Genomic DNA, 26,900 nt, shown 5'->3' with positions numbered 1-26,900 from the left:
TTTAACTTTGTGTTTTTTAGATGGAGGTTAAATCATGCAAGATCAGCACGTTGATGGTGTTAGCCATCAGCATCAATCATCAAATAACAATAATCAAGAAAAAAGAGTGCCGCGTTGGGCACAATTTATAGGGTTTATTTTTGCCTATTTAGGTTTATCAATAGGATTAACAATGGTCATCATTATGATAGCATCAGTTATTGATATGTTGTTAGGAACCGAAAGTGCAAATCAGTTGTCGATGACGCAATATGTGTCTATTATTGATGCGGTTGCGTTTGTGTTTGCCTTATTGATTTTCTCATCAATCCGCTTGTTTATACGTGATGCCTTTTTGTGGTCATATTTAAAGCAATGGCAGACTTACCTTTATTTAGTGATTACATTTGCACTTGTGTATTTGTCTCAATATTTAATTATTGATGTATGGCAGTTAGAACAGGCAGGGAGTCAAATTGACTTGTTTGGCCTCAATCAAATCGATTTAGGTGGGCTGAATCTGATATTACTAGTGATAGCTTTTGTGATTATTGCCCCTATTTTAGAAGAAATATTGTTTCGTGCAGTTATTTTTGGTTTTTTAAGGGTCAAGTTCGGTCTCGTTATTGCTATTGTTGTATCATCAGTTATTTTTGGTCTGCTCCACCCCGGGCATGTTTTATCTGCAAGTATAATGGGGATGGCCATATCGTTGCTCTATGTTAAATCAAATACGCTGTTGTCAGCTATTATCTTTCATATGATTTGGAATGCTTTTGCTACATACGCTTTGTTAAGTTTTGTTATCTAGTGATCAAATAATCGTGCAGTTAGATCGTAATTTGTCGTCGAATAATTAGGAACGAAGGTGTCAGTACGTATATCATAATGGTAATCGCGTTGCCATCTTTGGTGGTTATTTGTCACTGCTTCAATCGCATACAAGATGTAAATCAGCTCTTGATCTGTTAAGGTTGGGTGCAATGATACTCTTACCCAGCCAGGTCTTAACGTGTTATCGCCTTGCTTTAGCATGTTAACCATCTTGTCTGAATAGGCTTTTGATAGATCAAGTAAATGGTGACCATAGGGACCCGCGCATGAGCAACCACTTCTTGTTTGAATACCGAATCGATCATTTAACAGCCGAGTAGCCAAATGGTGATGACAGCCTTCGAGCGTAAACGAAACAATCCCTAATCGCTCGGTGGATAAAGGATAGCCTAAAATTTTAATCCCTTTGATTTTAGTGAGTTGTGGTAAAAAATAATTTAACATCAATACTTCTCGTTCTTTAATCTTTGCAACGGTCATTTTCTCCTTTAATTGAACGGCAAGGGCTGCTTTAACCGTTTGTAAAATAGCAGGTGTTCCTCCATCTTCTCGAGCTTCAATGTCATCAATATACTGGTAAGTCCCCGATTCGGTTGTATAGAGTACCGTGCCTCCACCTGGATGATCTGGGACGTGATTGGCTATCGAATTACGGTTAACAATTAAGATGCCTGTTGATCCAGGCCCGCCCAAAAATTTATGTGGAGAAAAAACAATCCCGTCTAAATGAGCGAGAGGCTCTTGAGGGTGCATATTGATCGATAGATATGGGGCTGAAGCTGCGAAATCAACAAAACATAGACCATTATATTGATGAAGTAGTTTAGCGGCTTGATGATAATTTGAGATGATCCCTGTTACATTTGAACAAGCAGAAAATGCCCCGATCTTTAAGGGTCGATCGTGATATTGAATAAGGATTTGTTCAAGCTCTTCTAAATTAATTTGATGTTGCTCGTCAAGTCCAATGGTGATCACCTCACCAATGGTTTCACACCATGAAATGTAATTCGAATGGTGCTCTAATAATGATGTGATAATAATGGGTCGTTGGTGGCTCGGAATATTTAAATAAGCGTGCAATGAAGAAGGTGCACGAATGCCTAATAAGCGTTGTAATTTATTTAATGCAGAGGTTGTACCTGCGCCTACTGGTATGATGATGTCATTTGCATCAGCGTTAACATGGTCTTTCAGTATGTGTTTAGCATAGTTGTATGCTTCGGTTGTCAATTGGCTTGTTAATGTATGCTCTGTATGGGTATTACTTATCCAAGGCCCCAGCCCGTATGCTAGTTTCTCTTCTATGGGTTGATAAAGACGACCTGTAGCTGTCCAATCCACATAAAGTAAGGGAAAGGAACCATAACGTGTCTGGACGACTTGGTTAATGCCGATAATGCCTCTTCTAAATCGTTGAAAGTGTTGTTCTAATGGGTTCAACTGTATCACCTCATTTTCTATATAAATACAATATGTTTAAGTGGTTTATAATGTTTGTGTGGTTAAACGAGTGAAATTTCAATTTCGTTACAACTGTTATTTAACGGTGGACTTTATAGACGACTATGGTAAAATAAAATTAATTAATAAATGATACGGTTATGTAGATAGGGGGAGATAAAGTTGAAGCTTTGGCTTAAGAAAATATTTGTTGCAACAGTGGCGGTCATGACACTTGGTATTTATGTTCCCCCTCTAGATTTAGATACAAATGCAGAAGTGAACCATAAGGAGATTGAATCGCCGAAAAAGCAACCCGATATCGCTGGCGCACAACTTTATGATTCTCCTACTTTTTCAGATGAAGAGCAGGCCACTCAGCTTGTTGTACTTGACCCTAAGGACATATTGGTAAATGATGCAAAGGAACGGACGCTTGAGAAACTGGGTCCGCGAATTTTAACACAGGTGAATCAGGAAGTAACAGAGGAAATCATTCCTAACCTTGAATATGTTATGAATACGATGATTGATTGTGAAGATCATAACGCCGCTTTCACTTTAAGTATTATTGAGCATAAAACACCAGGCTATGGAGAAAAAATATTTGATTTATATGATGATGAAATGGACCAAATTGTTGCGAAATTCCATGTCAGAAGAGAGCATCGTCCACAAGAGGGCTATTGGTTTAATTTCCATTACCATTTAGCAGCAGATAATTATGAAGTTCATCACCCAATTGGTGAAGTCTTTTGGAGTAAAAACACACCACCTAAATGGATGAGTTAAAAGAGCTAGCGCACATGAAATAAGTGTTGCTTAGCTCTTTTTTGTATGGATTAAGAAAAATGGGCTCTAAAATATGGCTCTAAAATATATGTTGGGGTAAAGATACAATTCAACACGCTGCTTTTATAATAAAGTGATGTGTGATCGTCCACTCGCTTGCCTCGGGCACGGCCTCGGGCCTACAGGATGTAGGTCAATTAGACGTTGTCACACGAGGTGACGGGTTTAGTCTAATATTCCACTGTGTGACGCTAAAAGCGCTTCTAAAGTGGATTTTCGGCTCGCGCTGTTCCCGCAGGCGTCTCGTTGTCATCACACAATGACATAAAAAAAGCACGCAAGCGCCTTATTTATTATGGTTCTTTGTCAAATGACGTTGGTGAGAATTATTGCCGGTTTTATAAGTGAATGTTTGTTTGATTAGGTGCATTTTGGGCTGATTTCGATTCAATAGATCTTAACTTAGTTTAAATGTCTATCTACACGTAAATTCATGCGGGTTCGGTAAGGAAGTGATGAGACTCCTGCAGGAATAGCACGAGCTGAAGATCCACTCATGTGCGCGTTTTGTGCGCACATGAGTTAGCTGAAGCCGTGCCTGCGGAAAGCGAATCACTGGATGACCGAACCCATTGCTATTTTTAGAGAAATAGAAAAGACGTTAACGAAAGTCTACCCCCATTACACAAACGCATGAAATGGAGAATTCCCTTCACCAACGTCAAATAGTATACAACCTTTATTATGATTTGTTTAGACGAACAAAAACCAACAAAAAGGAGTTGCGTGCACCATGTATTCTAACATCACTTTACCAGGATTGGATCGATTTCATTTCTGTCGCTATATATACTGCTTTAGAACAAGTAAGAAGGCATGTTCAACACGCGTTTGATACGTATGACCGAAAAAAGTGTAAACGAATGGAGACTGCTGAAAAAGTGGTATATGTCTCCCTTAATAATAAAATAAAAAAAACGCGCGTAATCCTCATCATAAAAGTGAGAAATGACGCTTGTTTTTCAGACTATAGAGCCTCTATTTTATCTCTTTTTCATTGATTAGCTTGATCATTCGTTTCATATTAACGACGAAAAGGGTGGCAGCTCCTTGCATCTTCATGCCAAACAGACCTGAGGTAATCGCTTTTTCATACCCGTGTCTATTTTTCAGCTCTGCATTTTTTGCTTCTATTTTATATCTTGATGCGGCTAACTCTTTAAATGCTTTTTGTCTCTTGGAATACCTCTTGTTCCACATGTGCTGTTGATTTTATTGTTGAGGTCTGCATTAGATGAATATTTGGGTTTTGCTAAAGCTTATTGTTTTTTAACTTTGTTGATTGGAGAGGAAGGCATTCGACTCCTGCGGGAAAAGCGAAGACGATGAGACCCTACAGTGAGCGTTCTGTGCGAACGAGGAGGCTCAGCGCGAGCCCGCGGAAAGCGAAATGCCTGGATCGCAAATCAACAGCCACTTTTAACAGCGTAATATTTTAAAAAAAGCAATAAAGTGGTTTTTACTAAGAAGATTTAGGGGAGATAAAAGGCACATGATATAGGCTTTACGATCTTGTTAAAGCGTCAGGGGTTATTGCATTTGAAAGAGCTATTTCAACCTTTCAAAATTGGCAAAAAGAGATTTTAAATAGCTTCGCTTTTGACTTGCATAATGGCTATGTTGAAGGCATTAACAATCAAACAAAGGTTATTAAGCGTAATGTTTTTGGATTTGGCCGATTTGATCGGTTTCGATTAAAAGTTTTATTACATCATCAATATAAAGATGTGAAGATGCGAATTGCATAAAGAATAAGGAGCGAGCGTTAGCTCACCCAACATTTGACTTAGAACCAGAAAAATGAAGCGGGTAACAGCAACGTTAAAACCTCAGGCTTTCAAACTAAAACGTTAGCTGCTATTTGTTCACGAGTAGCACATTTGTACCCATCACCCTGTAACTTTAAATGTTTGATAACAAAAAATAAGGGAACATTAAACCTGACTCATCATTAACTAAAGGAGGAGAAATCAATGTTTAAAGCTGTTCAAGTTTATGTTCATGATGAAGACGAGGCGGAGGCACTACGTAGTAAATTAAGTAAATTTGATACAAAAGAGGTGATGATTGATTATATTGAGCAAGAGCAGGATATTGATCTTGTTATTCCTTATGCACAAACAGGTACAACGGGAGCAGACTCACCGAACATAGCTGGAGGTATGGGACAAGTGGTTGCTTATCAAGAAATAGCAGATGATGATAAGCGTGATAGGAATGCTGTTTTAAGCTTTCAAGTAACGGAGGCAGATTTTAATGATGCTTTAGAAGCTATTCAACTTGCTGGAGGATACGTTGATCGGGGTATTTTCAAATAAAATTTAAATTGCCCCCTTTTTTCTTGACTAACTTGTATATACAAGTTAAAATGAAAGCGTAAACACTGTCATGTATATACAAGTTTATTTTTAATGCATTATTATTCTTTTGAAGAAAGGGGTAAATAAATGGGTAAATACACGGATTCAGCAAAAGAACTGCTTGAACGTATTGGAGGAAGCGATAATATTTCTGTTGTCACACATTGTGCGACGCGAATGCGTTTTGTTTTGAATGATACGGATAAAGCTGATAAAGATAAGATTGAACAAATGGAATTGGTTAAAGGGACATTTACGAATGCGGGTCAATTTCAAGTGATTATAGGTAATGAGGTCGCTAAATTTTATAATGAATTTACCGCTATTGCTGGTGTGGGGGATACATCAAAAGATGAAGCTAAGGTTGCTGCTAAGCAAAATATGAATGTTTTGCAACGTCTTATTTCAAACTTGGCAGAAATATTTACACCAATTATTCCAGCTTTGGTTGTAGGGGGGCTTATTTTAGGTTTCCGTAATATTATTGGTGATATCGCTGAGTTTGGACCTAATAATGATCAGGCTTTAATTGAGTTTTCTCAATTTTGGCAAGGTGCCTATGACTTTTTATGGTTGATTGGCGAAGCGATATTTCATTTCTTACCGGTAGGTATTGTTTGGTCTATTACAAGAAAAATGGGAACGACTCAGATTCTCGGTATTGTACTTGGTTTAACGCTTGTTTCACCACAGTTACTTAATGCTTACGACGTACCAGGGGCATCAGACATTCCAGTTTGGGATTTTGGCTTTGCAACCGTTGATATGATTGGTTATCAAGCTCAAGTTATTCCGGCAATGCTTGCTGGATTTGTACTCGCTTATTTTGAACTTGGATTAAGAAAGATTATCCCGAATGTTGTATCAATGATATTTGTTCCGTTTTTTGCGTTATTACCTGCTGTATTAATCGCCCACGTTATATTAGGCCCGATTGGTTGGGTGATCGGTTCATGGATTTCAGATGTCGTCTATGCTGGTTTAACTTCAGCGTTTGGCTGGTTATTTGCAGCTGTATTTGGCTTTGCTTATGCACCACTAGTTATTACAGGGCTTCACCATATGACGAATGCGATCGATTTAGAACTTATGAATCAATTTGATGGAACCAATCTTTGGCCAATGGTCGCTTTATCGAATATTGCACAAGGATCAGCAGTTCTAGCCATGATTATCCTTAATCGTCGCGATAAAAAGGAGCAACAGGTATCTGTTCCAGCTATGATTTCTTGCTATTTGGGCGTAACGGAACCCGCAATGTTTGGTATTAACTTAAAATATGGCTTTCCGTTCTTGGCTGCCATGATCGGATCCTCGATTGCTGCTATGATCTCTGTAGGTAGTGGTGTCATGGCTAACTCAATCGGCGTAGGTGGTATACCAGGTTTCCTATCTATTCAAGCGATGCATTGGCTAATGTTCTTTGTTGCAATGGCAGTGGCGATAGCTGCACCTATTGTTTTAACGATGATCTTTGCTAAAACGCGGATGGGTAAAAATGCATATCAACGCTTAGGTAAATCATAAATGATCCGTAAGCAACCATCTTATCGCCTTGAAAAAAGTGTGATAAGGTGGTTGTCTACCATTTCTTACAGATAACCGTTCGTAAACCGCCCGCCTCAACATACAGAACGGTGTTCAAGCTAATTATCCGGTCGGAAACGGACGCTAATGTCCTGATTCACTCAACTACCCATCAGTGGGCGAAAAACAAGAATATATAACAATAGAAAACATAGGGGGATGATCAGGTGACGCAACCTTGGTGGAGAAAGTCTGTTGTTTATCAGATTTATCCAAAAAGCTTTAATGACACAACTGCTACTGGCACAGGAGATATTAACGGCATTATTGAGAAGTTAGACTATTTAAAAGCGTTAGGCGTTGATGTTATTTGGTTAACGCCAATCTATGATTCACCTCAACACGATAATGGTTATGATATTGCAGATTATTTTTCGATTTTTGAAGAATATGGAACGATGGCAGATTTCGATCGTTTGCTACTTGAAGCGCATAAACGCGGATTAAAAGTCATTATCGATATTGTGGTTAATCACACCTCGACAGCACATCAATGGTTTGAACAATCAGCGCAAAGCAAGGATAACGCTTTTCGCAATTTTTATATTTGGAAAGATAGCTGTCAGGGGCAGGAACCGACGAATTGGCAATCGAAGTTTGGTGGTAGTGCATGGCAATACGATCAGACAACGGAGCAATATTACTTACACTTATTTGATGTCACACAAGCCGATTTGAATTGGGAAAACATAGAAGTTCGAGATGCCATCTATCAGATGATGAATTTTTGGGTTGACAAAGGCGTCGATGGTTTCCGTTTGGATGTAATTAACCTTATATCTAAAGATCAATCGTTTCCGAATGATGATGGTTCTGTTCCTCCGGGTGATGGGCGCAAATTTTATACCGATGGACCTAAAATTCATCAGTATTTAAAAGAAATGCATCAGAAGGTCTTTAAAGGAAATGATTTAATGACAGTAGGTGAAATGTCGTCAACGACAATTGATCATTGTATTAACTACACGAATCCCAGTCGAGCCGAACTGGATATGACATTTAATTTCCATCATTTGAAAGTTGACTATCCAAATGGAGATAAATGGACCAAAGCGCCTTTTGATTTTCAAGCTTTAAAGCAAATTTTATCGGATTGGCAAGTCGGTATGCACAATGGTGGCGGGTGGAACGCGTTGTTCTGGTGTAATCATGATCAACCTCGTGTTGTCTCTCGATTTGGAAATGATGGTGTTTATCATAAGCCATCCGCAAAAATGCTTGCAACCGTTATTCATATGATGAAAGGGACGCCTTATATTTATCAGGGGGAAGAATTTGGGATGGCGAATCCAACTTTTCATTCCATTGAACAGTATCGTGATGTAGAATCTTTAAATATGTATCGGATCAAACAAGAAGAAGGGATGACTGAAGAAGAAATCTTATCCATCTTACAGCAAAAGTCCCGTGATAATTCACGTACACCTGTTCAATGGAATGATCAGAGGCATGCCGGTTTCACAGAAGGCACACCTTGGATTGAAGTGGGAAGTCGTTACAAGGAAATTAATGCAGAAAAAGCTTTAAATGATCCAGATTCAATTTTCTATCATTATCAAAAGTTAATTCAATTAAGAAAGCAATATGAAATCATCACAACAGGGGATTATCATTTGCTTTTACCCGATCATCATGCTATTTTTGCATATATGAGGAGAGATCGTGATCAACAATTAATTGTACTCAATAATTTCTATGGTGACACGGTTAGCTATGATTTAGCTAAAGAAGGTTTTGAGAATGATAAGCGGCCCGAAGTGCTAATCAGCAATTATCCTGATCAAAAAGGTGATCTGAGATCAGGGGTGTTACGCCCTTATGAGTCAGTCGTGTATTATCTAAGATCTTAACCTCTAACTATCTAAAGGTAAGGTTGATGGTGATGAAAATGAAGTATTTATTAATATATCAGGAATTAGTTGAACAAATCGAAGAAGGGAATTGGAAGGTCGGCCAATATTTGTCTTCAGAACATGAATTGAAAGATTATTATCAAACTTCAAGGGAAACGATACGGAAAGCGCTCAATTTATTATCGCAAAACGGGTATATTCAAAAAGTAAGGGGAAAGGGCTCTGTCGTTATTGAGCGAAATAAATTTGACTTTCCTGTTTCTGGTTTAGTTAGTTTTCAAGAGTTGGCGAAAAAAATGAATCAGAAGGTTGAAACGATTGTTCATGATTTGGGCTATGTCGAGACCGATCGTTTAGTAAGAAAATACTTACGGGTTAAACCAGAAGAAAAAGTTTGGCGGGTTATTCGTACGAGAGATTTAGCAAATGAACGGGTGATACTAGACAAAGACTATTTTGTCGAGGCCTTTGTGCCCATGTTAACAAAAGCTGTATGTCAGGGTTCTATCTACGCATATTTAGAGGGTGAGCTTGGGCTGAAAATCAGTTTTGCTAAAAAGGAAATTACGGTAGAAGAGCCAACGGTAGAAGATCGCGAACTGTTACAACTGGATGGTTTCCATAACATTGTTGTTATCAAAAACTTTGTCTACTTAGATAATGCGCAATTATTTCAATATACAGAATCTCGGCACCGTCCAGACCGTTTTCGTTTTGTTGATTTTGCTCGTCGACACCAATAGTGTTGATAATAAAGTTAAGTTTCATGCATTGGGTGATTTACCCATAAATAGGCGTATAGCTAAGTAGATAAATAGCGTTGGTAAGTAAAACTTACTAGCGCTATTTTTAATTATAAATAAACCCGCAGTTGACTAAACCTTCATTCTCCTTTGTACTGATAAGTGAAAACGAGTATATTTCAACCTGCGGTGATACGTTCACTGTGTTCGCATTATTTAGAGGCAAAAGTTATTGTTTTGGTCTTCGCTTGTTTATGATTTATCATTAGCATGGTTGTTAAATGCTTGGGTAATGGTTTGGTCGATCGAACGTAAGTGTAGATCACGTTGTGGAAATGGAATTTCAATGTCATGTTCGGTTAATAGTCGGTGTATCTTGAAATTAAGATTAGTCTTTGCTCGTAATAGCTCTCTAGAATCATTGACCCAAATAAATAATTCAAAATCAAGAGACGAATCGCCAAATCCGACAAAGTTAACAAATGGTTCCGGTTCTAATAACACGGCTTCATTTTCTTCAACTTCTTCTTGAGCGACCCTTAACAATAAATCGCGTACCTGCTCGGGATTGGCTTGATAGGAAACGCCAATAGGGACAGTAAGTCTCATGATAGGGTTTTGGAATGATCGATTAATGACGTGCTCTTCCAAGAAATATGAGTTTGGAACAATGATATGTTCATTATTGACAGACCGAATCACAGTCGCCCGCATATTAATTTGTTCAACATCTCCAATAATATCATCAACAATAATTCGATCACCTATTTTGATTGGCCTTTCAAATAATAAAATAATACCTGAAATAAAATTTGAAGCGACGTTTTGCAAACCAAAGCCAATCCCCACGCCCGCAACACTAGCAAAGACAGTTAATGCACCTAAATTTATTCCGACTATCGATATGCTCATCATGACGGCAATAATCATGATGATATAGTGAAAGATGCGGTTGAATGTAAATTGGATACCCTGATCAAGGTGATAACGTTGATAAATCGTCGGCATAAATAACTCGGTTATAAAACGAGACAGGTGATAAGCCAACGAGATAATTAAAAATGCGATAATAATTATATTCATAGTGACATGAATAGAACCGAAAGAAATAAAGGAACTGACCATCCAATATTTCTCTCCGTAATAACTAAGTAAAAATAAAATAAACAAGTAAAGAATCACCCAATTCGTGATTAAGCGACTCGGGTTTTTATCAAATCGTTTGGCCAATAGTTTTCGCAATGTAAAACGAAGGATAGTTAAGGCCATCAAAACAGAGCTAAGTATAATGAGATGTGTGATATTGAATGCTTCAAAAATAGTCAACAAGTAAAGTCCCTCATTTATCAAATGGTTATGAAGTTATTTTAGCAGGTTTTACAACACATATAAATAAACACTTAAAAAATGAGTGAAAGATCCTGCCATAATAAACAGATGAAAGATCTCGTGAAAACCTAAGTATTTGCTTTCTAACCATTTAGGCTTGACTGCATAAATAATGCCACCGATGGTGTAAATGACCCCACCAATAATAAGTAATAACAGTCCATTTCGTTCAATGCTATCAGATAATGGAGATGCGACAAAAATAATTAGCCAGCCCATCACAATATAGAGTAAGGTGGATAACCATCTTGGGCAATGAAACCAAATTAACTTAAAAGCAACGCCGCTAATGGCGGTCACCCAAATGATCAGCAGTAAAGTCCAGCCGATCCTTCCTTGCAAAGCAATCACACAATAAGGTGTATATGTACCTGCGATTAAGATGAAGATCATCGCATGATCAATTTTTCTTAACCAACTGAGTACATGCTTGTTGGCAATAACCATGTGATAAGTAGCAGAAGCAGCATAAAGCAGGATCATACTTATACCAAAAATAATCAAAGAAAAAATATCGAACGTTGCATTTGTTGTTTGGGCTCCTTTAATCACCATAGCAAGCAATCCGGCGAATGCGAGAATAGCTCCTAATAAATGTGTTAAGCCATTAATGGGCTCTCTAATATAACTATTCATATTAAACACCTCTTCATATTATTATGTAGTTTTAAAAACTATATAACAACATCATACTACCAACAATAAGTGTCGTCAATATTTACGTTGTGATTATTATTCGTTATACTAAAAGAAATAAAGTTTTAACAGAAAATGAGGGTAGGATATGGAAGATTTTAAAACAATGTTAGAAAGTTTGCATTTAGAAAATATCGTGAGAAAGGAAGATATTCCATCTATTGATTTATACATGGATCAAGTGACACAGTTATTTGAAAAGAAATATGCCAGTAGTAAACGTCACGAGACAGATAAAATTCTAACAAAAACAATGATCAATAATTATGCAAAAGGTAAATTGTTGTTTCCGATCCAAAATAAGAAATATACAAAAGAGCACATCATGTTGATTCAGTTTATTTATCATTTAAAAGGAGCACTGTCCATTAACGATGTTGGAACGGTATTATCTGAACTCAACCATTATGTTGAACAAGAAGAAATTGAATTAGATCCGATTTATCAACAATATACAGAATTGATGGAGAAGCAAGTGAACCAATTCAATACAGCTTTTGATTCTTTAGTTGATCAGTCAGAGCAAGCCGTAACGGAAATTCCACAAGAAAACCCGGAACATATTCATCAATTATTCTTGATTATGTCTGTTGCTCATTATAGTAATATGTATCGCAAATTAGCGGAGCGTTTAGTGGATCAATTGTTTAAAGACATGAATAATGTTAGCTCCACTGATTAAAAGGAAAAAAGCTAGACAGATAAATCTGCCTAGCCACCCTAGTGTTTAGATAAAGAACCAAGGAAGGATAGCGAGTGTTCCAATTGCTCCGAGGGCAATCCCTAAACCAAAACCTGGCCCCCAGAACCCCCACCCGTAACCGCCGTGGTGTCCTCCTAGGGGTTCTAGATAAACGTGGGAGCGTGTAACTTGGCGGATAACCCCTCTATACTCTTTTCCGTCGCGTGTACGAATACAGACAGGCTTACCCATATTTTCGTAGCATGTTTGGTAATAAGCTGACATCTCATTACTCCTTTCTATGTCATCATAGATTGAGAAACGACTCAAAAAAGCACACTAAATCGAGAAAAAATGCGTGTTTTGAGTACTCCTTATAAAGTATGATAAACACATAGAAGTTGTAGAGGTTATTTGCTGAGGTTTAGTGAATTTTATAAAATGTTTTCGGTTAAAATGTGATTTGCTGGTATGTTTAGAAGATCGATTATAGTCGGTTGGTGCAGTTGACACCATCGATTAACTAACGCGTAACCTACGAGATAACCAGTTGAGTGCGGGATTTCGCCCCCACCGTACATAATCCGATCATGGAAAGGATGATGATTTGGCAAGTTAAGGTTCTTTTTAACGACTTGTTGCCAGAGTAATTGAGCATTAGAAAGCTGATCGTCACTATATTTAAGCGCAGTGTTATACGTGCTATCTTCATCAGCGTTCAGGCGTACAATTTTTTCAGCAATCCCTTCTAAAATAATTGAATCACCTAAAGTAAGTTGATCATCACGTTTATATAAGCGCTTTAGTCGATAGACATGGCTATATTCATGCGTTAATAATGCTTGTATTTGTTGGTGTGAGCTATCCTTATGAATAAATAGAAAGAGTTTATCAGCATAGCTTAGTCCAGAAACCCCATGAAAGGTGTCCATTAATTGCTGATTGTTACAGTCTGAAGGCAACAGAAAAAGGGCGACTTCGGGTCCTTGCCAATTGTATTGTAACACGGTAAAATCTGTTTCTATATCATCCCATATATTGGATGAAACGAATTGCTCAATATGATTATTGTTTAGCTCGTTTTCTTGAAATAGTCCGTAACTTTGTAAGCACCACTGCAGTTCTATTGGATCGGTATCGTCGAAATATGCGCTAATGGGTTGTATCACGTATTCAAGTTGTGCTGCTGGCTCTTCTCTGTGACGCATGTATTCGGCTAGCAAAGCCTTTGTATCAACGATGGCCATTGGTTTCTACCTTGTTATTTCGTTTTTGGGCAATATAAATATGTGTGCCTAACTTATCCTTTAATTGTTCAATTAAGTGATAATGTTCTGCCATCATTTTAAAGTAGCTTGGGTCGATCCCTGGTTCAATCTCTAAATCGATAGGTCCTTTTGTTTCAGGTTCTACACGGTCTGATTCTAGTACTGTAAATTCAGCTTTTTCGATAGCCTCGATCCAATCATTTTTGGTAAGAATAGAATCAAAACCGTAGAATGAGCAGAAAGCTTCCTCTTCTTGATCTGTTAACGGTTTGATCGCTGTCATCTCAACGAGACAAATAATTCCGTTGTTTTGGAGGATTCGATTAAATTCTCTTAAGGTGTTTAATATCTTTGTGAACGAAACGGATGACTCAGCAATAACACAATTGACATAGTTCGCTTCTATTGGGATGGCGGACATATCAGCTAAGATAACTTCAGCATGTTCAATCCCTGCTAATCGCTTGGTTGCGTGGTCGATCATTTGGCTGTGTTGATCGATACCAATTAATGTGCTGTCGGTTTGTTCAGCTAAATAAGCTAACGTACATCCCGTTCCGCAACCAGCATCTAAAATCGTCTGGTGAGGGTAGTTCTTCACCTTATCGATTATTTTTTTCGTTAATGCTAATCCACCTGGATGTGCACTTCCAATCTTTAATTTAGCCAGCATATTAGTATAAGAATCATTCATATTTCTACTCCTTGTCGCAGGTTATTTGTAATAATGTATGCAACTCTACATGTTTATGGGAATCGCTCCTTGTGTATGATGATAAAGTTATTTACCTTAAGGTCAGTTTGTAGTACGATAAAGAATAATTTCAATTAAATACATGATTAAATAAATAGAAAAGTAGGTGTAGACATGGAACAAAAAGAGATTGAATTGTTACAATTGTTAGAAAAGAATGGACGACTGGGTACAGACATGATTGCGAGTATGTTAGATTTAACGGTTACAGAAGTTGAGGAGATGATTGAGAAATTAGAGCGAGAATCAGCTATTCTTGGCTATTCTACACTCATTAATTGGGCGAAAGTATTAGAACATGAAAGTGTCACGGCAATGATTGAAGTGAAGGTTACACCGACACGTGGAAAAGGGTTTGATCAAGTTGCTGAGCGTATCTATCGCTTTCCTGAGGTGAAGGCGCTCTACCTAATGAGTGGTGGTTATGATTTATCGATTACTTTGGAAGGTCAGACCATGATGGAAATTAGTCGTTTTGTTTCAGATAAACTATCAACTCTAGACTCTGTGGTCTCAACAGTGACTCACTTTGTATTGAAACAGTATAAACATGATGGCGTTATTTTTGATGATAACGATGATCAAGATAAACGAATGATGGTGACACCATGATTGATCAATCTCACCATTACGTTGCAGACCATATCCATCAGTTAAAGCCTTCGGGAATTCGTCGCTTCTTTGATCTTGCGTCTAAATTGGACAATGTAATTTCGCTCGGGGTAGGGGAGCCTGATTTTGTTACACCATGGAATGTGATTGAAGCCAGTTTTCATTCTTTGGAGCAAGGTTATACAGCCTATACAGCAAATGCTGGATTATTGGAATTGCGAGAAGAGCTTCGTTCGTTTTTATTAGAAAATTACCACGTTTCCTATCGTGCTGAAGATCAAATGCTTATCACCGTTGGAGCAAGTCAAGCCATTGATCTTGCTTTTCGAGCGATTATTAATCCCGGTGATGAAGTCATCGTTATTGAACCGAGCTTTGTTTCTTATGCGCCAACCATTAAGTTAGCAGGTGGTGAACCAGTCGCTGTTGAGGCGACAGAGCAATTTGCATTTAAAATACAGCCGGAACAGATTAAGTCAGCCATTACGCCTAAGACCAAGGCTATTCTTATTTGTAGTCCCAATAATCCAACGGGAGCTGCGTTGAATAGAGAGGAATTAACGGCGATAGCTAAACTAGCTGAACAACATGATTTAATCGTAGTATCTGATGAGATTTATGCCGACCTACTGTATGATGAGGAGTTTACAAGCTTTGCTTCTATTCCTAATATGATTGATCGAACCATTCTTATCTCTGGTTTTTCAAAAGCCTTTGCCATGACAGGCTGGCGTTTAGGCTATGCAGCTGGTCCTAAAGCGATTATTGAGGCAATGACTAAAATCCATCAATACACGATCATGTGCGCACCTACAATGGCTCAACATGGTGCACTTGAAGCGTTAAGGAATGGAAGAGATAGTGTTCAAGAGATGAAAAATAGTTACCGGCAAAGAAGAAATTACGTAGTTAAAGCATTAAATGAGATGGGATTAACCTGCCATATGCCAGGAGGGGCTTTTTATGTCTTTCCATCAATAAAAGCAACTGGGATGAGTTCAGAAGCTTTTGCTGAGGCCTTATTAGAAGACCAGCGAGTAGCCGTTGTACCTGGCCATGTGTTTGGAAATAGTGGAGAAGGTTATATTAGATGCTCATATGCGACTTCAATGCAACAATTAGCAGAGGCAATGAAGCGCATCAAGCGGTTTGTAGACAAATGAGATGATAAGATGCCTTAACAGCTATTCACGACGAGTAAAACACTTGAAGTAGGGGAGATAAATAGTAAACGTGCTGTAAAGCAAACAAGGTAAATGCATTCGCTCATCATGAGCAAATATTTTGATGATTTGTTTCGTCCGTTTACCACAGATAACCGTCCGTAAAACATCCGCCTTAAAATGGAGAACAGAGGTAAATCTATTGAGATGGGTGATAACGGACGCTAATGTTCGGATTCACTCAATGAACCTTCAATCAGCGGGTGAAGAACGCAAACGCCCACTGACTGAAGGTTCGTTTGAGTGCTAACAACTTTTTAAGTGAATTAATTGATCACTTTTTCACAATGATTGACCATGAGATTAGGGAACTATAAAATCAGCTAAAACCGTGTTATAATACGAATGATAACACGGTTAAACAATATAAATGTACGATTTTAGCGAATGGGGTGTGTCATAAATGAAATCCGATTTACAGATAGCGAACCAAGTATCATTAAAGCCGATTAAACGTATTATAGAAAAATTAAATGTTTATGATCATGAGTGGTATCCGTACGGTCATCATAAAGCTAAGCTTTCATTGGATCTGCTTCAACGATTACAAGGTGAAAAAGATGGGCAATTAATCTTAGTTACATCGATCAACCCGACACCAGCTGGAGAGGGTAAATCAACAGTGACAGTAGGGCTAGGACAAGCCCTGCAACAGCTAGGTAAGAAAGCAGCAGTTGCCTTAAGAGAGCCTTCCTTAGGTCCAGTGATGGGCTTAAAAGGTGGGGCAACAGGTGGTGGCTATTCTCAAGTTGTACCGATGGAAGATATTAACCTGCATTTTACTGGAGATATTCATGCGATTACAACCGCTAATAATGCTTTATCTGCATTTATTGATAATCATATCTTTCAAGGGAATAGTTGTGAAATTGATACAAGACGCATTACTTGGAAGCGTGTGATGGATCTTAATGATCGCGCACTTCGGGAAATTGTTATCGGTCTTGGGGGGACAAAACAAGGGATACCTAGAGAAGACGGATTTAATATTACCGTTGCATCAGAAATAATGGCGATTCTTTGTTTAGCGGAAGGATTTCAAGATTTACGGACAAGACTCGCTAAGATGGTTATTGGTTATAAAGTAGATCAGAGACCTGTAACGGTTGCTGACTTAAAAGTCGAAGGGGCGCTATCCTTGTTATTAAAAGATGCGCTATTACCCAATCTTGTACAAACAATAGAAGGGGTTCCCGCCTTTATTCATGGTGGTCCATTTGCCAATATTGCTCATGGTTGTAATAGTCTCATCGCAACAAAAATGGCTAGTAAATTAGCGGATTATGTGGTTACTGAGGCAGGATTTGGTGCGGATCTAGGTGCGGAAAAGTTTTTGAATATTAAATCAAGGATAGGGCAATTAGACCCGCAGGCAGTTGTTATTGTCGCGACCATTAGAGCACTGAAAATGCATGGTGGTGTTAAGCAAAGCGACCTCAATCAAGAGGACTTAGCTGGATTGAGAAAAGGGCTTGATAATCTGGCTAAACACATTGAAACGATAGAAGCATTTGGGTTACCTTTTGTTGTTGCGCTTAATCGCTTTACGTCTGATACCGAAGCAGAAATGAATGAGGTAGAAAAATGGTGCAATGATCGTGGTATCGAAATGGCACTAACATCCGTTTGGGCCGATGGTGGGAAAGGCGGATTAGATTTAGCTGAGAAAGTGATTAATCTTATCGATAGTCATGAACGCCCTTATCAACCCCTTTACCCTCTCGATGCGGATATTACGACGAAAATAGACTGTATTGCTAAATCAGTATATGGTGCTAAAGGTGTCAAAATGACACCACTTGCTGAACAGCAGATAAAGGCATTTACCGAAAACGGTTGGGACAAGTTACCTATCTGTATGGCAAAAACTCAATATTCGCTATCCGATGATCCCCATTTATTTGGACGACCATCTGACTTTACGATTACTGTGAGGGAATTACGCCCTGCGATTGGGGCAGGTTTTATCGTTGCATTAACTGGTGATGTGTTAACCATGCCGGGCCTACCTAAAGAACCGGCTGCGCTAAAGATGGACATTGATCAGAATGGATCAGCCATCGGTCTGTTTTAATAAAAGGAAAGATTATCATTAATTGGCATCGAAAAAAGCATGATTGACATAAATAACCCGTATTAACCGAAAATCTCCACAAAGGGGCCTTTCGCTTGATACGGGTTATTTATTACAGATAACCTTCTGTAAAACGTTCACCTCAAAATTGAGAGTAGAGGTAAATCTATTTAGGGGTCGCTAACAGACGCTATGTTGTGACGGTTATGGATGATTTCATTTTAATTTTTTCTCTAGACTAAAATATACGTACATGTTATATTTAATATTATAAAAACATAAACTTATAAGTACCTGTATATTATATTAATGGTGTTACTATGAAAATGTAGAGAGGAAGAATTAAATGAAGATAGTAGACATACCAACGATTAATTTAACGATAAAAAAAGGTGAAACGCTAGAGTTGCCAGAAGAAGTTGAAGTAGAATTAGAGAATGGGCTAAAAGCGTACTATCCTGTTGAATGGAAAAATGAAAACGCTATCGATGCGGATCGAGGAGAAGTTCAAGGGAAATTAAGGGTGGTAAAATACCCGAGTCCTTTTATTGAACAGCGCGCTGATCCCTATTTATATAAACATAGTGATGGGTATTATTATTTTACTGGTTCATACCCTCTCTACGATCGGATTGTGTTAAGGCGTGCAAAAACGATTAAAGCGTTACCCGATGCTGAAGAAATCGTGATTTGGGAACGCCATGAGACAGGGATAATGTCTGAGCACATTTGGGCGCCAGAATTACATTATATTAATGATAAATGGTGCATTCACTTTGCTGCGGGTGAAAAAGAAGACGTATGGGCAATCAGACCGTACGTGTTAGAATGTACAGGTCAAAATCCCCTAACAGGTACGTGGCATGAAAAAGGGCAGGTTAATACGGAATTTCAGAGTTTTTCGTTGGATGCAACAACTTTTGAGCATAGAGGAAAACGTTATCTTGTTTGGGCACAAAAGGTTGATAATGACACTGTCTCTAATTTATATATTGGGGAAATGGAGAATCCTTGGACGATAAAAAATCAGATATTATTATCAACACCTGAGTATGATTGGGAGAATAGTATTTTATATGTTAACGAGGGTGCTGCTGTGATTAAGCGACACGGAAAAATATTTATTGCCTTTTCGGCAAATGCAACGGATCATCACTATGCTGTTGGCTATCTTGTAGCAGATGAGGATGCGGATTTATTAGATCCTACAGTGTGGCAAAAAACACCTGATCCGGTATTTGAAACGAGTGCGACAACTCAAGAGTTTGGTCCGGGGCATAACAGTTTTAGTCAAGATGAAGATGGTTATGACTTATTGATTTATCACGCAAGACCTTATAAAGAAATTAAGGGAAATTCATTATATGATCATAACCGTCACGCAAGGATACAACGCTTATTTTGGAATGAGGATGGTACGCCGTATTTTGGTATTCCAGGTGATCAAGTTGAACCGACAGAACGTCCGGTGATTGCTAAAATAAACTATAATTAAAAGACAACCAAAGCGTTACCCTGACAAGGCGGCGCTTTGGTTAATCAATTATTGAAGGAGAAATTCAATCTCCTCTTTTTTTCTGGAATATTTTATATGTAAATCAGATCCGTCAAAATACCATTCATCTTTCTTTTCAACAAAAAAAGTAATCCCGTCTATTGTCGTTTTAGTCACAGGTTCAAAAGGCTCATCTTGATTAGAAACACCAAGAGAAAAACCAACTTGAGCGCCTCCGTGCCCACCATAACGTACAAAGAAACGAATGTAATCCCCTTCTGATAGGTTCATTTCATTAATAAACCATTTGATGGCTGGTTGTGAAATTGTTATATCCATTGCTCATCCTCCTTAACACTACTATACCAAAACAACTGTTGTCATGCGATTTATTTGAATGCAAAACATCGATGTGAATAAACTTCCCCTTGAGCGCGGTATGTATACAAACGTTGTAAGATAATCTTACAATTCGATCGAATTTTATCACGTAACAAGGTATACTTAATAATAAAGTATCACAAACATAAAGTGGTGGTGATCAAATTGCTTCAAGAAACCTCATATAAAGAACGTAAAGTGATAACGATAGGGATTGTAAGTGAATTAACGGGATTATCAGAACGGCAGATTCGGTATTATGAAGAGCGTAAACTTATCTTTCCTGAGCGTTCTCCTAAAGGTAATCGTAAGTACTCATTTTTAGATGTTGAACATCTTATGGACATTGCTAATAAACGTGAAGAAGGTGTTCAAACCTTCGAAATCCGTCAAGAAATGCTTCGTAGAAAGCGAAAGCAAGAAAGAAATGGTAGAAAAGAATTATTGCGTGGAGAGATCAACGCACGCTTCGGTATTCAAAACGATTAGAGGATCCTCGTGGCACGAGGGTCTTTTTTTGATAGTATATGTACAAACAAATCCTAATGATAGAGGTGTTTATAGCGAACGCAATTTTATGGGTGCTAACGATGTTTATCACAGCTAACCGTCCGTAAAACACCGCCACAAAATAGAGAACAGAGGTAATCTATTTAGGTGGGTGATAGGCTGGCCTCTTTATTAATAAGCTCTTGTTTTTAAGTATTTAGTTTTACAATTTTTTAGTGGAAAATAGGAATAAAAAACTAATTTTAGTTTTAGTCTTGTCGAAATATGAAAAATTATTTATGATAGTAGGGAAGACTGTTGACTAATACACTATTATGTTGAAAAATAAGTCTAAATAACTATTAAAAATTTGTTATATTAAGATTAATCTTAGATAAGCTAAACGTACTATTTAGCTCATATCAATCTGTAAGTCTACTTTCGTGAATGTTATCTATTAAATTTACTTGATAAAAGTATGATATAAGTCACGATACAAAAGCCTCGAAAAAATTACCAATATATAACTTTAATTTGTTTCTTCTGCTCACAATCCCCATGTTGGTGGGTGGTTTGGTTGACGATTTTGGCTAAAATAAGTAACATATGTAATAAGTTGGTCACCCCAAGTTTTGCGTTCGATTTGCTCAAAAATATAAGAACAAATACTAAATATTTGGAGAAAAGAAGTGATCGAATAGACGATGAAATTACTATTTGTTAAAAAGGCATCACTCTTACGTGATGGGATAATCGAATTATTAAAACGACAATTTTCTGACAGCCAAATAGTGTGTTGTGATGCAAAGGATGAAAGAATATTAATCGATTATGCTCAGCAAGCTGATTTAGTCATCATTGATATCCATACACCTATTCCCGTCGAAACCTTTGCGAAATACTTTCAATCGTTAAATAAAAAAGTGGTCGCTTGGGTGGAAGATATCCATGATCCTTGTACCACGTCATTATTCGCGCTTGGGTTAGATGGCTATCTTTATTTTGACATGGATGAGCAGGGGTTAACGCAATCAATACAATGGGTAATAGAGGGGAAGCGCTTTGTACATCCTTCACTAGCTAATTGCTTGTTAGAAGTGTATGTTCGCGCTCAGTCCAAAAAGCCAGACCCTCCTTTTGATATTTTGTCAAAGCGAGAGTGGGAAGTTTTGCAACTTTTAGTTAAAGGATATAGTAACGTGGGGATTGCAAATGAACTCTATTTATCCGATAAAACAGTAAAAAATTATGTTAGTTCAATATTACATAAGCTTGAAGTTCCAGATAGAACCAATGCCGTGTTAAAGGCATTGAAAAAGCAATGGATTTACTTATAAGTAGAATTTAGTGTTTTCTTTATTTTCGCATTTTTTGAAATTTTAGTATTAGATATATCATATTTAAAAGCAAACCGATACGCAGTGATTAGCGTCTCGATTTGCTTTTTTTCATTCATTTCTAATTACTCAATTTTCGCATACTGAAAATAGTTATTCAACCTTGATCGTGTTCAATAGACGCGGTATTAAATATGCTTGTTGCCATTACTTTTCGTGGGGATGACTTCAGCTCATCCTATTCTCCCAGAAGTCTCACCCCCCTGCTTATCTCCACTTAGACGGGTGGTTCATACGGAATGAGTAAACCCAACCGCACGAAATAAAACGAAAATCTATATTCAAAGGCAACGCTTATATTTAATATTCGGTTTACCTTTATGCTATCTTGGCTGAACCTGAACATTCAGATGAGGTAGTTGAGTAATTATTAAGTGGCATTTCGGGACATGGGATCTAGTTCTTAAGTTGCAAAGAAAAAACTTCCACATATACACGTTTAATTTTGTGGAAACTGATTAAGTATTGCTGTGACTTCTTCATCACCGATCGCATAAGCCGAAACCGTTTGATCTTCGAAATAAATAAGCGTAGGTGTGCCTGTTATTTCTAATTGATCTGCTTGTAAAGGTTCTAAGTTAGGGTAAGGTGTCTGGTGGACGGCAATTATTTGATCATTATCATCAGTCGTTATCGACCAATTTACTTCACTATCTAATGATTCCGTATCTTGATATAGCTGTTCTTCGCCATCAATTACTTCGCCAATCACTTGATCGTATTGTTGGTGGTGTGCTTCCCAATCATACCAAGCAGATTGATTTTCATTTTCTAGCATATCTACTAAATAAATCGGGATTTCCCCGTTATTGGCATAGTCTACCATTTCATCTTCGATTTGCTCACAATAAACACAGCCCTCCTGCCAAAAGTAGACAAAATAATGATCGTCATCTTGTTGAAAACTATCTGCTGCAGAAATGGTGTTAATATCGGCGCTTTTCTGGATATTATCAGATTTATCAGATGAGATTTGCGTTAATATGATAAGCGTTAGTATAGTCATACCGATAAAAATTATGATCGCTAAGCCTGTTTTTTTCATCATGTCACTGTCCTTTCATTTTTTACACATTATACGTTAATCGAGCTTTCTCGTAAATGATTATCAATGATAGAGCATAAAATCGAGTGGGCTGTTTACATTAATAATGATGAGTTAATAAAAACATGGATTCGTCAAAAATGATCATTTGATTTATTTGCAAAAACGGTTCTAATCCCCACTTTAGCAGCTATTCGTTAACGATTAAGTGCTAGCTGTTCATCAGATAACTTCTAAACGTATAGTAAAAAAAGGCGGTGTGTTAAATGAAAAAGTTACTGAGAAGCATCATGATAGCCATTGTTTTAATAATCAGTATTAAAGCGTTACTCTCTGATGCGTCATCCCTTGTCTTTGCAGAACGGTTTGATGAAATACGAAGACCGTTTATTCCTGGTCGTGAACAAAATATATTTTAATGTTTTTCGGAAAAATTCTCCTTCTTCAATGTGTCAGGGGTCTTTGTGAAGCTAGATCTTCAAGTGTTTGGGAAGGCAGTAAGTGGTAGATCGTTTAAACGATAAGGTCATCGTTTCAATCTATAACAAGGTGTCTGATTATAAAGTAAGAGATTTTGATTGTGATCAAGTTGATCTAACGTGAGTGTTTTGTGGTTTTCATATCTATTCTTTCCTTCCCATTCCTTAATTAAAGTCTTATAATAGGGACTATTAGATGAATGCATGTGAGGAGAGAAGTTTTTGTGACAGATAAAGGATCGCTTGTTCCGTTAAAGATGTTATTGTTTAGTTTTCATGGGGCGAACACGATGGTTGTGAGTTTTTTGCCACTATTATTGGCTTATCGAGGGTTGACGGGTCAAGAAGTTGGCTGGGTACTCGCAGTTGGACCGACAGTGTCTATATTTTCACAACCCTTTTGGGGGTTTATGAGTGATAAGTATCAAACGGTACGAAAAATACTGATCATCGTAACGTGTGGCTTACTTATAAGTAGTGCAGTGTTCTTTCAAATGAAGACGCTCATGCTGATCTTAGTTTTCGCTATCTTTTTTTATTTTTTTGTTTCACCAATTGGCCCACTTGCTGATAGTTTGGCACAACGTAGAGCGTCTGCTTTAGGTGTTTCTTTTGGTGCGATTCGGACATGGGGATCGATTGGTTTTGCAGCGTCGGCTCTCTTAGTCGGTGAATTACTTGGCTGGGTCGGCATTCAATATTTAGTCATTCCGTATTTATTTATGGGTACATTAGTCTTGATTGTTAGTTTTAGAATTGTAGATGTTAAAGTGGAGACGCCGCCTGTTCAGCTTAAAGATATACATAAACTTATTAAAAATTATCGTCTACTTATATACTTAGCTGTATTATTGTTAATCACAATAACACACCGAGCGAATGATAGTTTTATCGGCTTGTTTATTAGAGAACTTGGAGGACGAGATAGTTTAGTTGGCTGGGCGTGGTTTGTAGGTGTTGCTAGTGAAGCCGCTGTATTCGCCTTTGCTGGAAAGTGGTTTAGAAAATTCCATCCACTGATTTTTATGACAACCGCAGGGTTACTATTTGCAGGGAGATGGCTGTTGTATGGTGTAGTTGATTCGCCCTCTATCATTGTGTTGTTACAAGTTTTTCATGGCCTTTGCTTTGGTGTGTTTTACCTTGCTTCTTTTCAATACGTTTCTCGATTAATTCCAGTTGAATTACAGGCCACGGGTCATTTGATGTTTATGACTGTTTTTTTTGGTATATCGGGGATAATAGGTTCTTTAGGTGGAGGTTTTATCATCGAGCAATATGGTGGTCATGTGCTGTATTTTACAATGGCTGCCTTCGCACTAGTCGGGTCAATACTAATCATGTTATATCACGCGATACAAAGGCGAACCTAGAAAGGGGGGTGTGATTTGCAACAAACCGAAGTCGTGGAAATTTGTTTATTAGCGGGGAAAATTATGCTGCAGAGCGGAGCAGAAACATATCGCGTGGAGGATACGATGGTAAGAATTGCTCAAGCTTTCGAGATGGAGAATGCCCAGGCTCATGCGACCCCAACTGCTATCATGTTTGCTTATGATATAACGGCGCCAACTCATTTTGTGCGGATTGAGGAACGGGCCACAGACTTACATAAAGTCTCGCAAGTTAATAGTATTTCTCGCCATGTATCGTCTAGTCAACTGTCAATAGAAGAGGCAGACAAACAATTACGGCAAGTTGACCAGCAACGTGATACTTACCCAACTTGGGTTCAATTATTAGCAGCTGCCTTTGCTAGTGGTGGTTTCACGATCATGTTTGATGGTCAATGGTATGATTTTATCCCAGCAGTTATTGTTGGTGGCATTGGCTATGGTATGATGCGCTATTTACATAGTGTGATTAAAATTCGCTTCTTTGCCGAATTTCTAGCATCGATACTATTAGGGGTAACTGCCTTTTTCGTGGTTCAAATGGGATGGGGTCTTGAAATTGACAACATTATTATTGGCTCAGTCATGCCCCTTGTTCCCGGGTTACTAATTACAAATGCAGTCAGGGACTTAATGGCAGGTCACTTAGTTTCTGGGATAACGAAAGGAGCCGAAGCTTTTTTAACGGCTTTTGCAATTGGAGCGGGTGTGTCGATTATATTTTTTCTTGTACGTTAGAAAGTAGACAAAAAAGCAGGAAACGTCAAAGTGATCATTTTAAAGTGTTAAGCATCAGAAAAGCGAGCAAATTTGCAGGAACAAACAAGTTCATAAATGAAGTCTCTTTATCACATAATAACCGTCCGTAAAAGAATCTATCGACTATTTGAAGTGAGGTGCAAGTTTTTGATTGTAGAACAGTTATTGGTTAGTTTTATAGCAGCAGCAGGCTTTGCTATTATTTTTAACGCGCCGCGCCGCGTGCTATGGCAGTGTGGTGTGGTTGGAATGTTAGGCTGGTTTGTGTACACTTTGCTTCGTTTATTAGTGATAGATGCCATTGTTGCTACGTTGTTAGCGGCTATTGTCGTCGCCATCGTTAGTCAAATCCTTGCAAAGTGGTTTCGAACGCCGATTATTATTTTTAATGTATCTGGTATTATCCCCCTTGTTCCTGGTGGCTTGGCTTATGATGCGATGAGGCAATTTGTTGAAAATAATTATGATCAGGCGATTCCGTTAGCAGCACGAGTGATTATGCTTTCGGGAGCGATTGCATTAGGGTTAATCTGCTCAGAAGTGATTAATCAAATGATTAGACAAGCGAAATGGAAAAAGTATGCGAACACTTATGATCGTAGAGGGTTAAGTCGATTTTAATCGGTCTAAAAAACTGATGTTGAGAGAAGATAATAATACAATTTTGAAAGGAAGGTTAACAGATGATTACTTTAAAAAAACAAAAAGACCACGCTCACAAAATTACAAATGAAAGAGGTACAGAAAGCATAGCTACATCTAGTCGCTACCCTGTTGATGGCTTTTCACCGGTTGATTATTTGTGCAGTTCTGTTGGTATTTGTATGGGACTAACCGTTGATGCGATTATTGAAAGAGATCAACTTGAAATTGATGGTTATACGATTGAAGTATCAGCGACTAAAGATGCAGAGGCTCGCCCCTCCAGAATGGAGAAGTTAGATGTTTCGATTGTGTTTGAAGGAGATCTTGATGAAAAAACAAGGAATAAACTAGAAAAATCGGCAAAACGCGGGTGTACAATTGGAAATACGATTGAACATGGTGTGCCCGTTAACCTGATCACGCAATCGTAAAGGGATGTTCATTTGAGCATCTCTATTTTGTTTAGT

At 38.0% G+C, this 26,900-nt stretch carries 26 protein-coding genes and 3 pseudogenes; 20 read left to right on the top strand and 9 right to left on the bottom strand.

Going from position 1 to position 26,900, the window contains the following annotated elements:
* Window positions 1-34 precede the first annotated feature (34 nt).
* Complete coding sequence (locus JOE23_RS06045; protein WP_204436569.1) at window positions 35-790, top strand: CPBP family intramembrane glutamic endopeptidase; 756 nt, start codon at window positions 35-37, stop codon at window positions 788-790.
* Here JOE23_RS06045 and JOE23_RS06040 read toward each other — a convergent pair.
* The gene (locus JOE23_RS06040; RefSeq protein WP_239585290.1) at window positions 787-2,256 is read right to left on the bottom strand and encodes an aminotransferase class V-fold PLP-dependent enzyme; all 1,470 of its coding nucleotides are present in this window, start codon (window positions 2,254-2,256) and stop codon (window positions 787-789) included. The two genes, JOE23_RS06045 and JOE23_RS06040, sit on opposite strands and share 4 nt — an antisense overlap.
* 183 nt (window positions 2,257-2,439) lie before the next feature.
* Between JOE23_RS06040 and JOE23_RS06035 the strand changes: the two genes are divergently transcribed.
* Window positions 2,440-3,048, top strand: a complete 609-nt coding sequence (locus JOE23_RS06035; RefSeq protein WP_204436568.1) for a YpjP family protein — start codon at window positions 2,440-2,442, stop codon at window positions 3,046-3,048.
* Window positions 3,049-3,871: 823 nt separating this feature from the next.
* Window positions 3,872-3,971: pseudogene (locus tag JOE23_RS06030) on the top strand (transposase); the annotation flags it as partial.
* 115 nt (window positions 3,972-4,086) lie between these two features.
* Here JOE23_RS06030 and JOE23_RS17835 read toward each other — a convergent pair.
* Window positions 4,087-4,272, bottom strand: a pseudogene (locus JOE23_RS17835) (IS5/IS1182 family transposase); the annotation flags it as partial.
* A 332-nt stretch (window positions 4,273-4,604) separates the two neighbouring features.
* On the opposite strand from JOE23_RS17835, the pseudogene JOE23_RS06025 reads away from it, so the two are divergent.
* The 5 genes and pseudogenes from JOE23_RS06025 to treR all read left to right on the top strand — a co-directional run.
* Window positions 4,605-4,856 (top strand): annotated as a pseudogene (locus JOE23_RS06025) (transposase); the annotation flags it as partial.
* A 225-nt stretch (window positions 4,857-5,081) separates the two neighbouring features.
* Window positions 5,082-5,426 carry a hypothetical protein gene (locus JOE23_RS06020; RefSeq protein WP_204436562.1) on the top strand — a complete coding sequence of 115 codons (345 nt, stop codon included), beginning with the start codon at window positions 5,082-5,084 and terminating at the stop codon, window positions 5,424-5,426.
* A 129-nt stretch (window positions 5,427-5,555) separates the two neighbouring features.
* Window positions 5,556-6,995, top strand: coding sequence for a PTS system trehalose-specific EIIBC component (treP, locus tag JOE23_RS06015; RefSeq protein ID WP_204436560.1), 1,440 nt, complete (start codon window positions 5,556-5,558; stop codon window positions 6,993-6,995).
* 227 nt (window positions 6,996-7,222) lie between these two features.
* Complete coding sequence (gene treC / locus JOE23_RS06010) at window positions 7,223-8,905, top strand: alpha,alpha-phosphotrehalase (RefSeq protein ID WP_204436550.1); 1,683 nt, start codon at window positions 7,223-7,225, stop codon at window positions 8,903-8,905.
* Between the two features lie 32 nt (window positions 8,906-8,937).
* A complete protein-coding gene (gene treR, locus JOE23_RS06005) occupies window positions 8,938-9,651 on the top strand; it encodes a trehalose operon repressor (protein ID WP_204436547.1) in 714 nt (237 codons plus the stop codon).
* 252 nt (window positions 9,652-9,903) lie between these two features.
* Here the strand turns inward: treR and JOE23_RS06000 are convergent, their stop codons facing one another.
* On the bottom strand, window positions 9,904-10,980 hold the full coding sequence (locus tag JOE23_RS06000) for a mechanosensitive ion channel family protein (protein WP_204436545.1): 1,077 nt from the start codon (window positions 10,978-10,980) through the stop codon (window positions 9,904-9,906).
* A 48-nt stretch (window positions 10,981-11,028) separates the two neighbouring features.
* A complete protein-coding gene (gene trhA, locus JOE23_RS05995; protein ID WP_204436540.1) occupies window positions 11,029-11,676 on the bottom strand; it encodes a PAQR family membrane homeostasis protein TrhA in 648 nt (215 codons plus the stop codon).
* Window positions 11,677-11,824: 148 nt separating this feature from the next.
* On the opposite strand from trhA, the gene JOE23_RS05990 reads away from it, so the two are divergent.
* Window positions 11,825-12,418, top strand: a complete 594-nt coding sequence (locus JOE23_RS05990; protein ID WP_204436532.1) for a DUF1836 domain-containing protein — start codon at window positions 11,825-11,827, stop codon at window positions 12,416-12,418.
* 45 nt (window positions 12,419-12,463) lie between these two features.
* On the opposite strand, the gene JOE23_RS05985 is transcribed toward JOE23_RS05990, so the two are convergent.
* The 3 genes from JOE23_RS05985 to JOE23_RS05975 all read right to left on the bottom strand — a co-directional run bounded on the left by JOE23_RS05985 (window position 12,464) and on the right by JOE23_RS05975 (window position 14,380).
* Window positions 12,464-12,703, bottom strand: a complete 240-nt coding sequence (locus JOE23_RS05985) for a hypothetical protein (RefSeq protein WP_204436530.1) — start codon at window positions 12,701-12,703, stop codon at window positions 12,464-12,466.
* Window positions 12,704-12,852: 149 nt separating this feature from the next.
* Window positions 12,853-13,665: a DUF2268 domain-containing putative Zn-dependent protease gene (locus JOE23_RS05980; protein ID WP_204436528.1), complete on the bottom strand. Its 813-nt coding sequence runs from the start codon at window positions 13,663-13,665 to the stop codon at window positions 12,853-12,855.
* Window positions 13,652-14,380 (bottom strand): class I SAM-dependent methyltransferase, encoded by a 729-nt coding sequence (locus tag JOE23_RS05975; RefSeq protein WP_204436526.1) that lies wholly within the window; start codon window positions 14,378-14,380, stop codon window positions 13,652-13,654. Before JOE23_RS05975 ends, JOE23_RS05980 begins: the two co-directional genes overlap by 14 nt.
* A gap of 174 nt (window positions 14,381-14,554) precedes the next feature.
* Here JOE23_RS05975 and JOE23_RS05970 point away from each other — a divergent pair, with 174 nt between their 5' ends.
* From JOE23_RS05970 to JOE23_RS05955, 4 genes are all read left to right on the top strand, one after another.
* Window positions 14,555-15,052 (top strand): Lrp/AsnC family transcriptional regulator, encoded by a 498-nt coding sequence (locus tag JOE23_RS05970; protein WP_204436523.1) that lies wholly within the window; start codon window positions 14,555-14,557, stop codon window positions 15,050-15,052.
* Complete coding sequence (locus JOE23_RS05965) at window positions 15,049-16,215, top strand: aminotransferase (protein WP_204436521.1); 1,167 nt, start codon at window positions 15,049-15,051, stop codon at window positions 16,213-16,215. The genes JOE23_RS05970 and JOE23_RS05965 overlap by 4 nt, the downstream gene beginning before the upstream one ends.
* Window positions 16,216-16,678: 463 nt before the next feature.
* Window positions 16,679-18,349 carry a formate--tetrahydrofolate ligase gene (locus tag JOE23_RS05960; protein WP_204436519.1) on the top strand — a complete coding sequence of 557 codons (1,671 nt, stop codon included), beginning with the start codon at window positions 16,679-16,681 and terminating at the stop codon, window positions 18,347-18,349.
* 346 nt (window positions 18,350-18,695) lie between these two features.
* Window positions 18,696-19,844: a glycoside hydrolase family 43 protein gene (locus tag JOE23_RS05955; RefSeq protein WP_204436516.1), complete on the top strand. Its 1,149-nt coding sequence runs from the start codon at window positions 18,696-18,698 to the stop codon at window positions 19,842-19,844.
* A 48-nt stretch (window positions 19,845-19,892) separates the two neighbouring features.
* Here JOE23_RS05955 and JOE23_RS05950 read toward each other — a convergent pair whose 3' ends face one another.
* Window positions 19,893-20,183 (bottom strand): HesB/YadR/YfhF family protein, encoded by a 291-nt coding sequence (locus tag JOE23_RS05950; RefSeq protein ID WP_204436514.1) that lies wholly within the window; start codon window positions 20,181-20,183, stop codon window positions 19,893-19,895.
* A 207-nt stretch (window positions 20,184-20,390) separates the two neighbouring features.
* Here JOE23_RS05950 and JOE23_RS05945 point away from each other — a divergent pair, with 207 nt between their 5' ends.
* Complete coding sequence (locus tag JOE23_RS05945) at window positions 20,391-20,714, top strand: MerR family transcriptional regulator (RefSeq protein ID WP_204436511.1); 324 nt, start codon at window positions 20,391-20,393, stop codon at window positions 20,712-20,714.
* 704 nt (window positions 20,715-21,418) lie between these two features.
* Window positions 21,419-22,051 carry a response regulator transcription factor gene (locus tag JOE23_RS05940; protein ID WP_204436508.1) on the top strand — a complete coding sequence of 211 codons (633 nt, stop codon included), beginning with the start codon at window positions 21,419-21,421 and terminating at the stop codon, window positions 22,049-22,051.
* A gap of 499 nt (window positions 22,052-22,550) precedes the next feature.
* On the opposite strand, the gene JOE23_RS05935 is transcribed toward JOE23_RS05940, so the two are convergent.
* The gene (locus JOE23_RS05935; RefSeq protein WP_204436506.1) at window positions 22,551-23,156 is read right to left on the bottom strand and encodes a hypothetical protein; all 606 of its coding nucleotides are present in this window, start codon (window positions 23,154-23,156) and stop codon (window positions 22,551-22,553) included.
* Window positions 23,157-23,422: 266 nt separating this feature from the next.
* Here JOE23_RS05935 and JOE23_RS05930 point away from each other — a divergent pair, with 266 nt between their 5' ends.
* The 5 genes from JOE23_RS05930 (at window position 23,423) to JOE23_RS05910 (ending at window position 26,864) form a co-directional block, all read left to right on the top strand.
* Window positions 23,423-23,575 (top strand): hypothetical protein, encoded by a 153-nt coding sequence (locus tag JOE23_RS05930; protein WP_204436503.1) that lies wholly within the window; start codon window positions 23,423-23,425, stop codon window positions 23,573-23,575.
* A 284-nt stretch (window positions 23,576-23,859) separates the two neighbouring features.
* Complete coding sequence (locus JOE23_RS05925) at window positions 23,860-25,008, top strand: MFS transporter (protein ID WP_204436501.1); 1,149 nt, start codon at window positions 23,860-23,862, stop codon at window positions 25,006-25,008.
* A 15-nt stretch (window positions 25,009-25,023) separates the two neighbouring features.
* Window positions 25,024-25,767: a threonine/serine exporter family protein gene (locus JOE23_RS05920; RefSeq protein WP_204436498.1), complete on the top strand. Its 744-nt coding sequence runs from the start codon at window positions 25,024-25,026 to the stop codon at window positions 25,765-25,767.
* A 168-nt stretch (window positions 25,768-25,935) separates the two neighbouring features.
* Window positions 25,936-26,409, top strand: a complete 474-nt coding sequence (locus JOE23_RS05915; RefSeq protein ID WP_239585288.1) for a threonine/serine exporter family protein — start codon at window positions 25,936-25,938, stop codon at window positions 26,407-26,409.
* Between the two features lie 62 nt (window positions 26,410-26,471).
* Window positions 26,472-26,864 carry an OsmC family protein gene (locus JOE23_RS05910; protein ID WP_204436496.1) on the top strand — a complete coding sequence of 131 codons (393 nt, stop codon included), beginning with the start codon at window positions 26,472-26,474 and terminating at the stop codon, window positions 26,862-26,864.
* The last annotated feature ends 36 nt before the right edge of the window (window positions 26,865-26,900 follow it).

This window comes from Amphibacillus cookii (genome assembly GCF_016908375.1).
In the GTDB taxonomy this organism is placed as follows: domain Bacteria; phylum Bacillota; class Bacilli; order Bacillales; family Amphibacillaceae; genus Amphibacillus_C; species Amphibacillus_C cookii.
The sequence above is the reverse complement of the archived record's forward strand: the minus strand, read 5'-3'. Positions and strand labels throughout refer to the sequence as shown.

Excerpts from the sequence above, each read along its gene's own strand:
- JOE23_RS06045 (WP_204436569.1), top strand. The coding sequence starts at position 35 with ATGCAAGATCAGCACGTTGATGGTGTTAGCCATCAGCATCAATCATCA.
- JOE23_RS06020 (WP_204436562.1), top strand. The coding sequence starts at position 5,082 with ATGTTTAAAGCTGTTCAAGTTTATGTTCATGATGAAGACGAGGCGGAG.
- treP (WP_204436560.1), top strand. The coding sequence starts at position 5,556 with ATGGGTAAATACACGGATTCAGCAAAAGAACTGCTTGAACGTATTGGA.
- treR (WP_204436547.1), top strand. The coding sequence starts at position 8,938 with ATGAAAATGAAGTATTTATTAATATATCAGGAATTAGTTGAACAAATC.
- trhA (WP_204436540.1), bottom strand. The coding sequence starts at position 11,676 with ATGAATAGTTATATTAGAGAGCCCATTAATGGCTTAACACATTTATTA.
- JOE23_RS05990 (WP_204436532.1), top strand. The coding sequence starts at position 11,825 with ATGGAAGATTTTAAAACAATGTTAGAAAGTTTGCATTTAGAAAATATC.
- JOE23_RS05985 (WP_204436530.1), bottom strand. The coding sequence starts at position 12,703 with ATGTCAGCTTATTACCAAACATGCTACGAAAATATGGGTAAGCCTGTC.
- JOE23_RS05980 (WP_204436528.1), bottom strand. The coding sequence starts at position 13,665 with ATGGCCATCGTTGATACAAAGGCTTTGCTAGCCGAATACATGCGTCAC.
- JOE23_RS05975 (WP_204436526.1), bottom strand. The coding sequence starts at position 14,380 with ATGAATGATTCTTATACTAATATGCTGGCTAAATTAAAGATTGGAAGT.
- JOE23_RS05970 (WP_204436523.1), top strand. The coding sequence starts at position 14,555 with ATGGAACAAAAAGAGATTGAATTGTTACAATTGTTAGAAAAGAATGGA.
- JOE23_RS05965 (WP_204436521.1), top strand. The coding sequence starts at position 15,049 with ATGATTGATCAATCTCACCATTACGTTGCAGACCATATCCATCAGTTA.
- JOE23_RS05960 (WP_204436519.1), top strand. The coding sequence starts at position 16,679 with ATGAAATCCGATTTACAGATAGCGAACCAAGTATCATTAAAGCCGATT.
- JOE23_RS05955 (WP_204436516.1), top strand. The coding sequence starts at position 18,696 with ATGAAGATAGTAGACATACCAACGATTAATTTAACGATAAAAAAAGGT.
- JOE23_RS05950 (WP_204436514.1), bottom strand. The coding sequence starts at position 20,183 with ATGGATATAACAATTTCACAACCAGCCATCAAATGGTTTATTAATGAA.
- JOE23_RS05940 (WP_204436508.1), top strand. The coding sequence starts at position 21,419 with ATGAAATTACTATTTGTTAAAAAGGCATCACTCTTACGTGATGGGATA.
- JOE23_RS05935 (WP_204436506.1), bottom strand. The coding sequence starts at position 23,156 with ATGAAAAAAACAGGCTTAGCGATCATAATTTTTATCGGTATGACTATA.
- JOE23_RS05930 (WP_204436503.1), top strand. The coding sequence starts at position 23,423 with ATGAAAAAGTTACTGAGAAGCATCATGATAGCCATTGTTTTAATAATC.
- JOE23_RS05910 (WP_204436496.1), top strand. The coding sequence starts at position 26,472 with ATGATTACTTTAAAAAAACAAAAAGACCACGCTCACAAAATTACAAAT.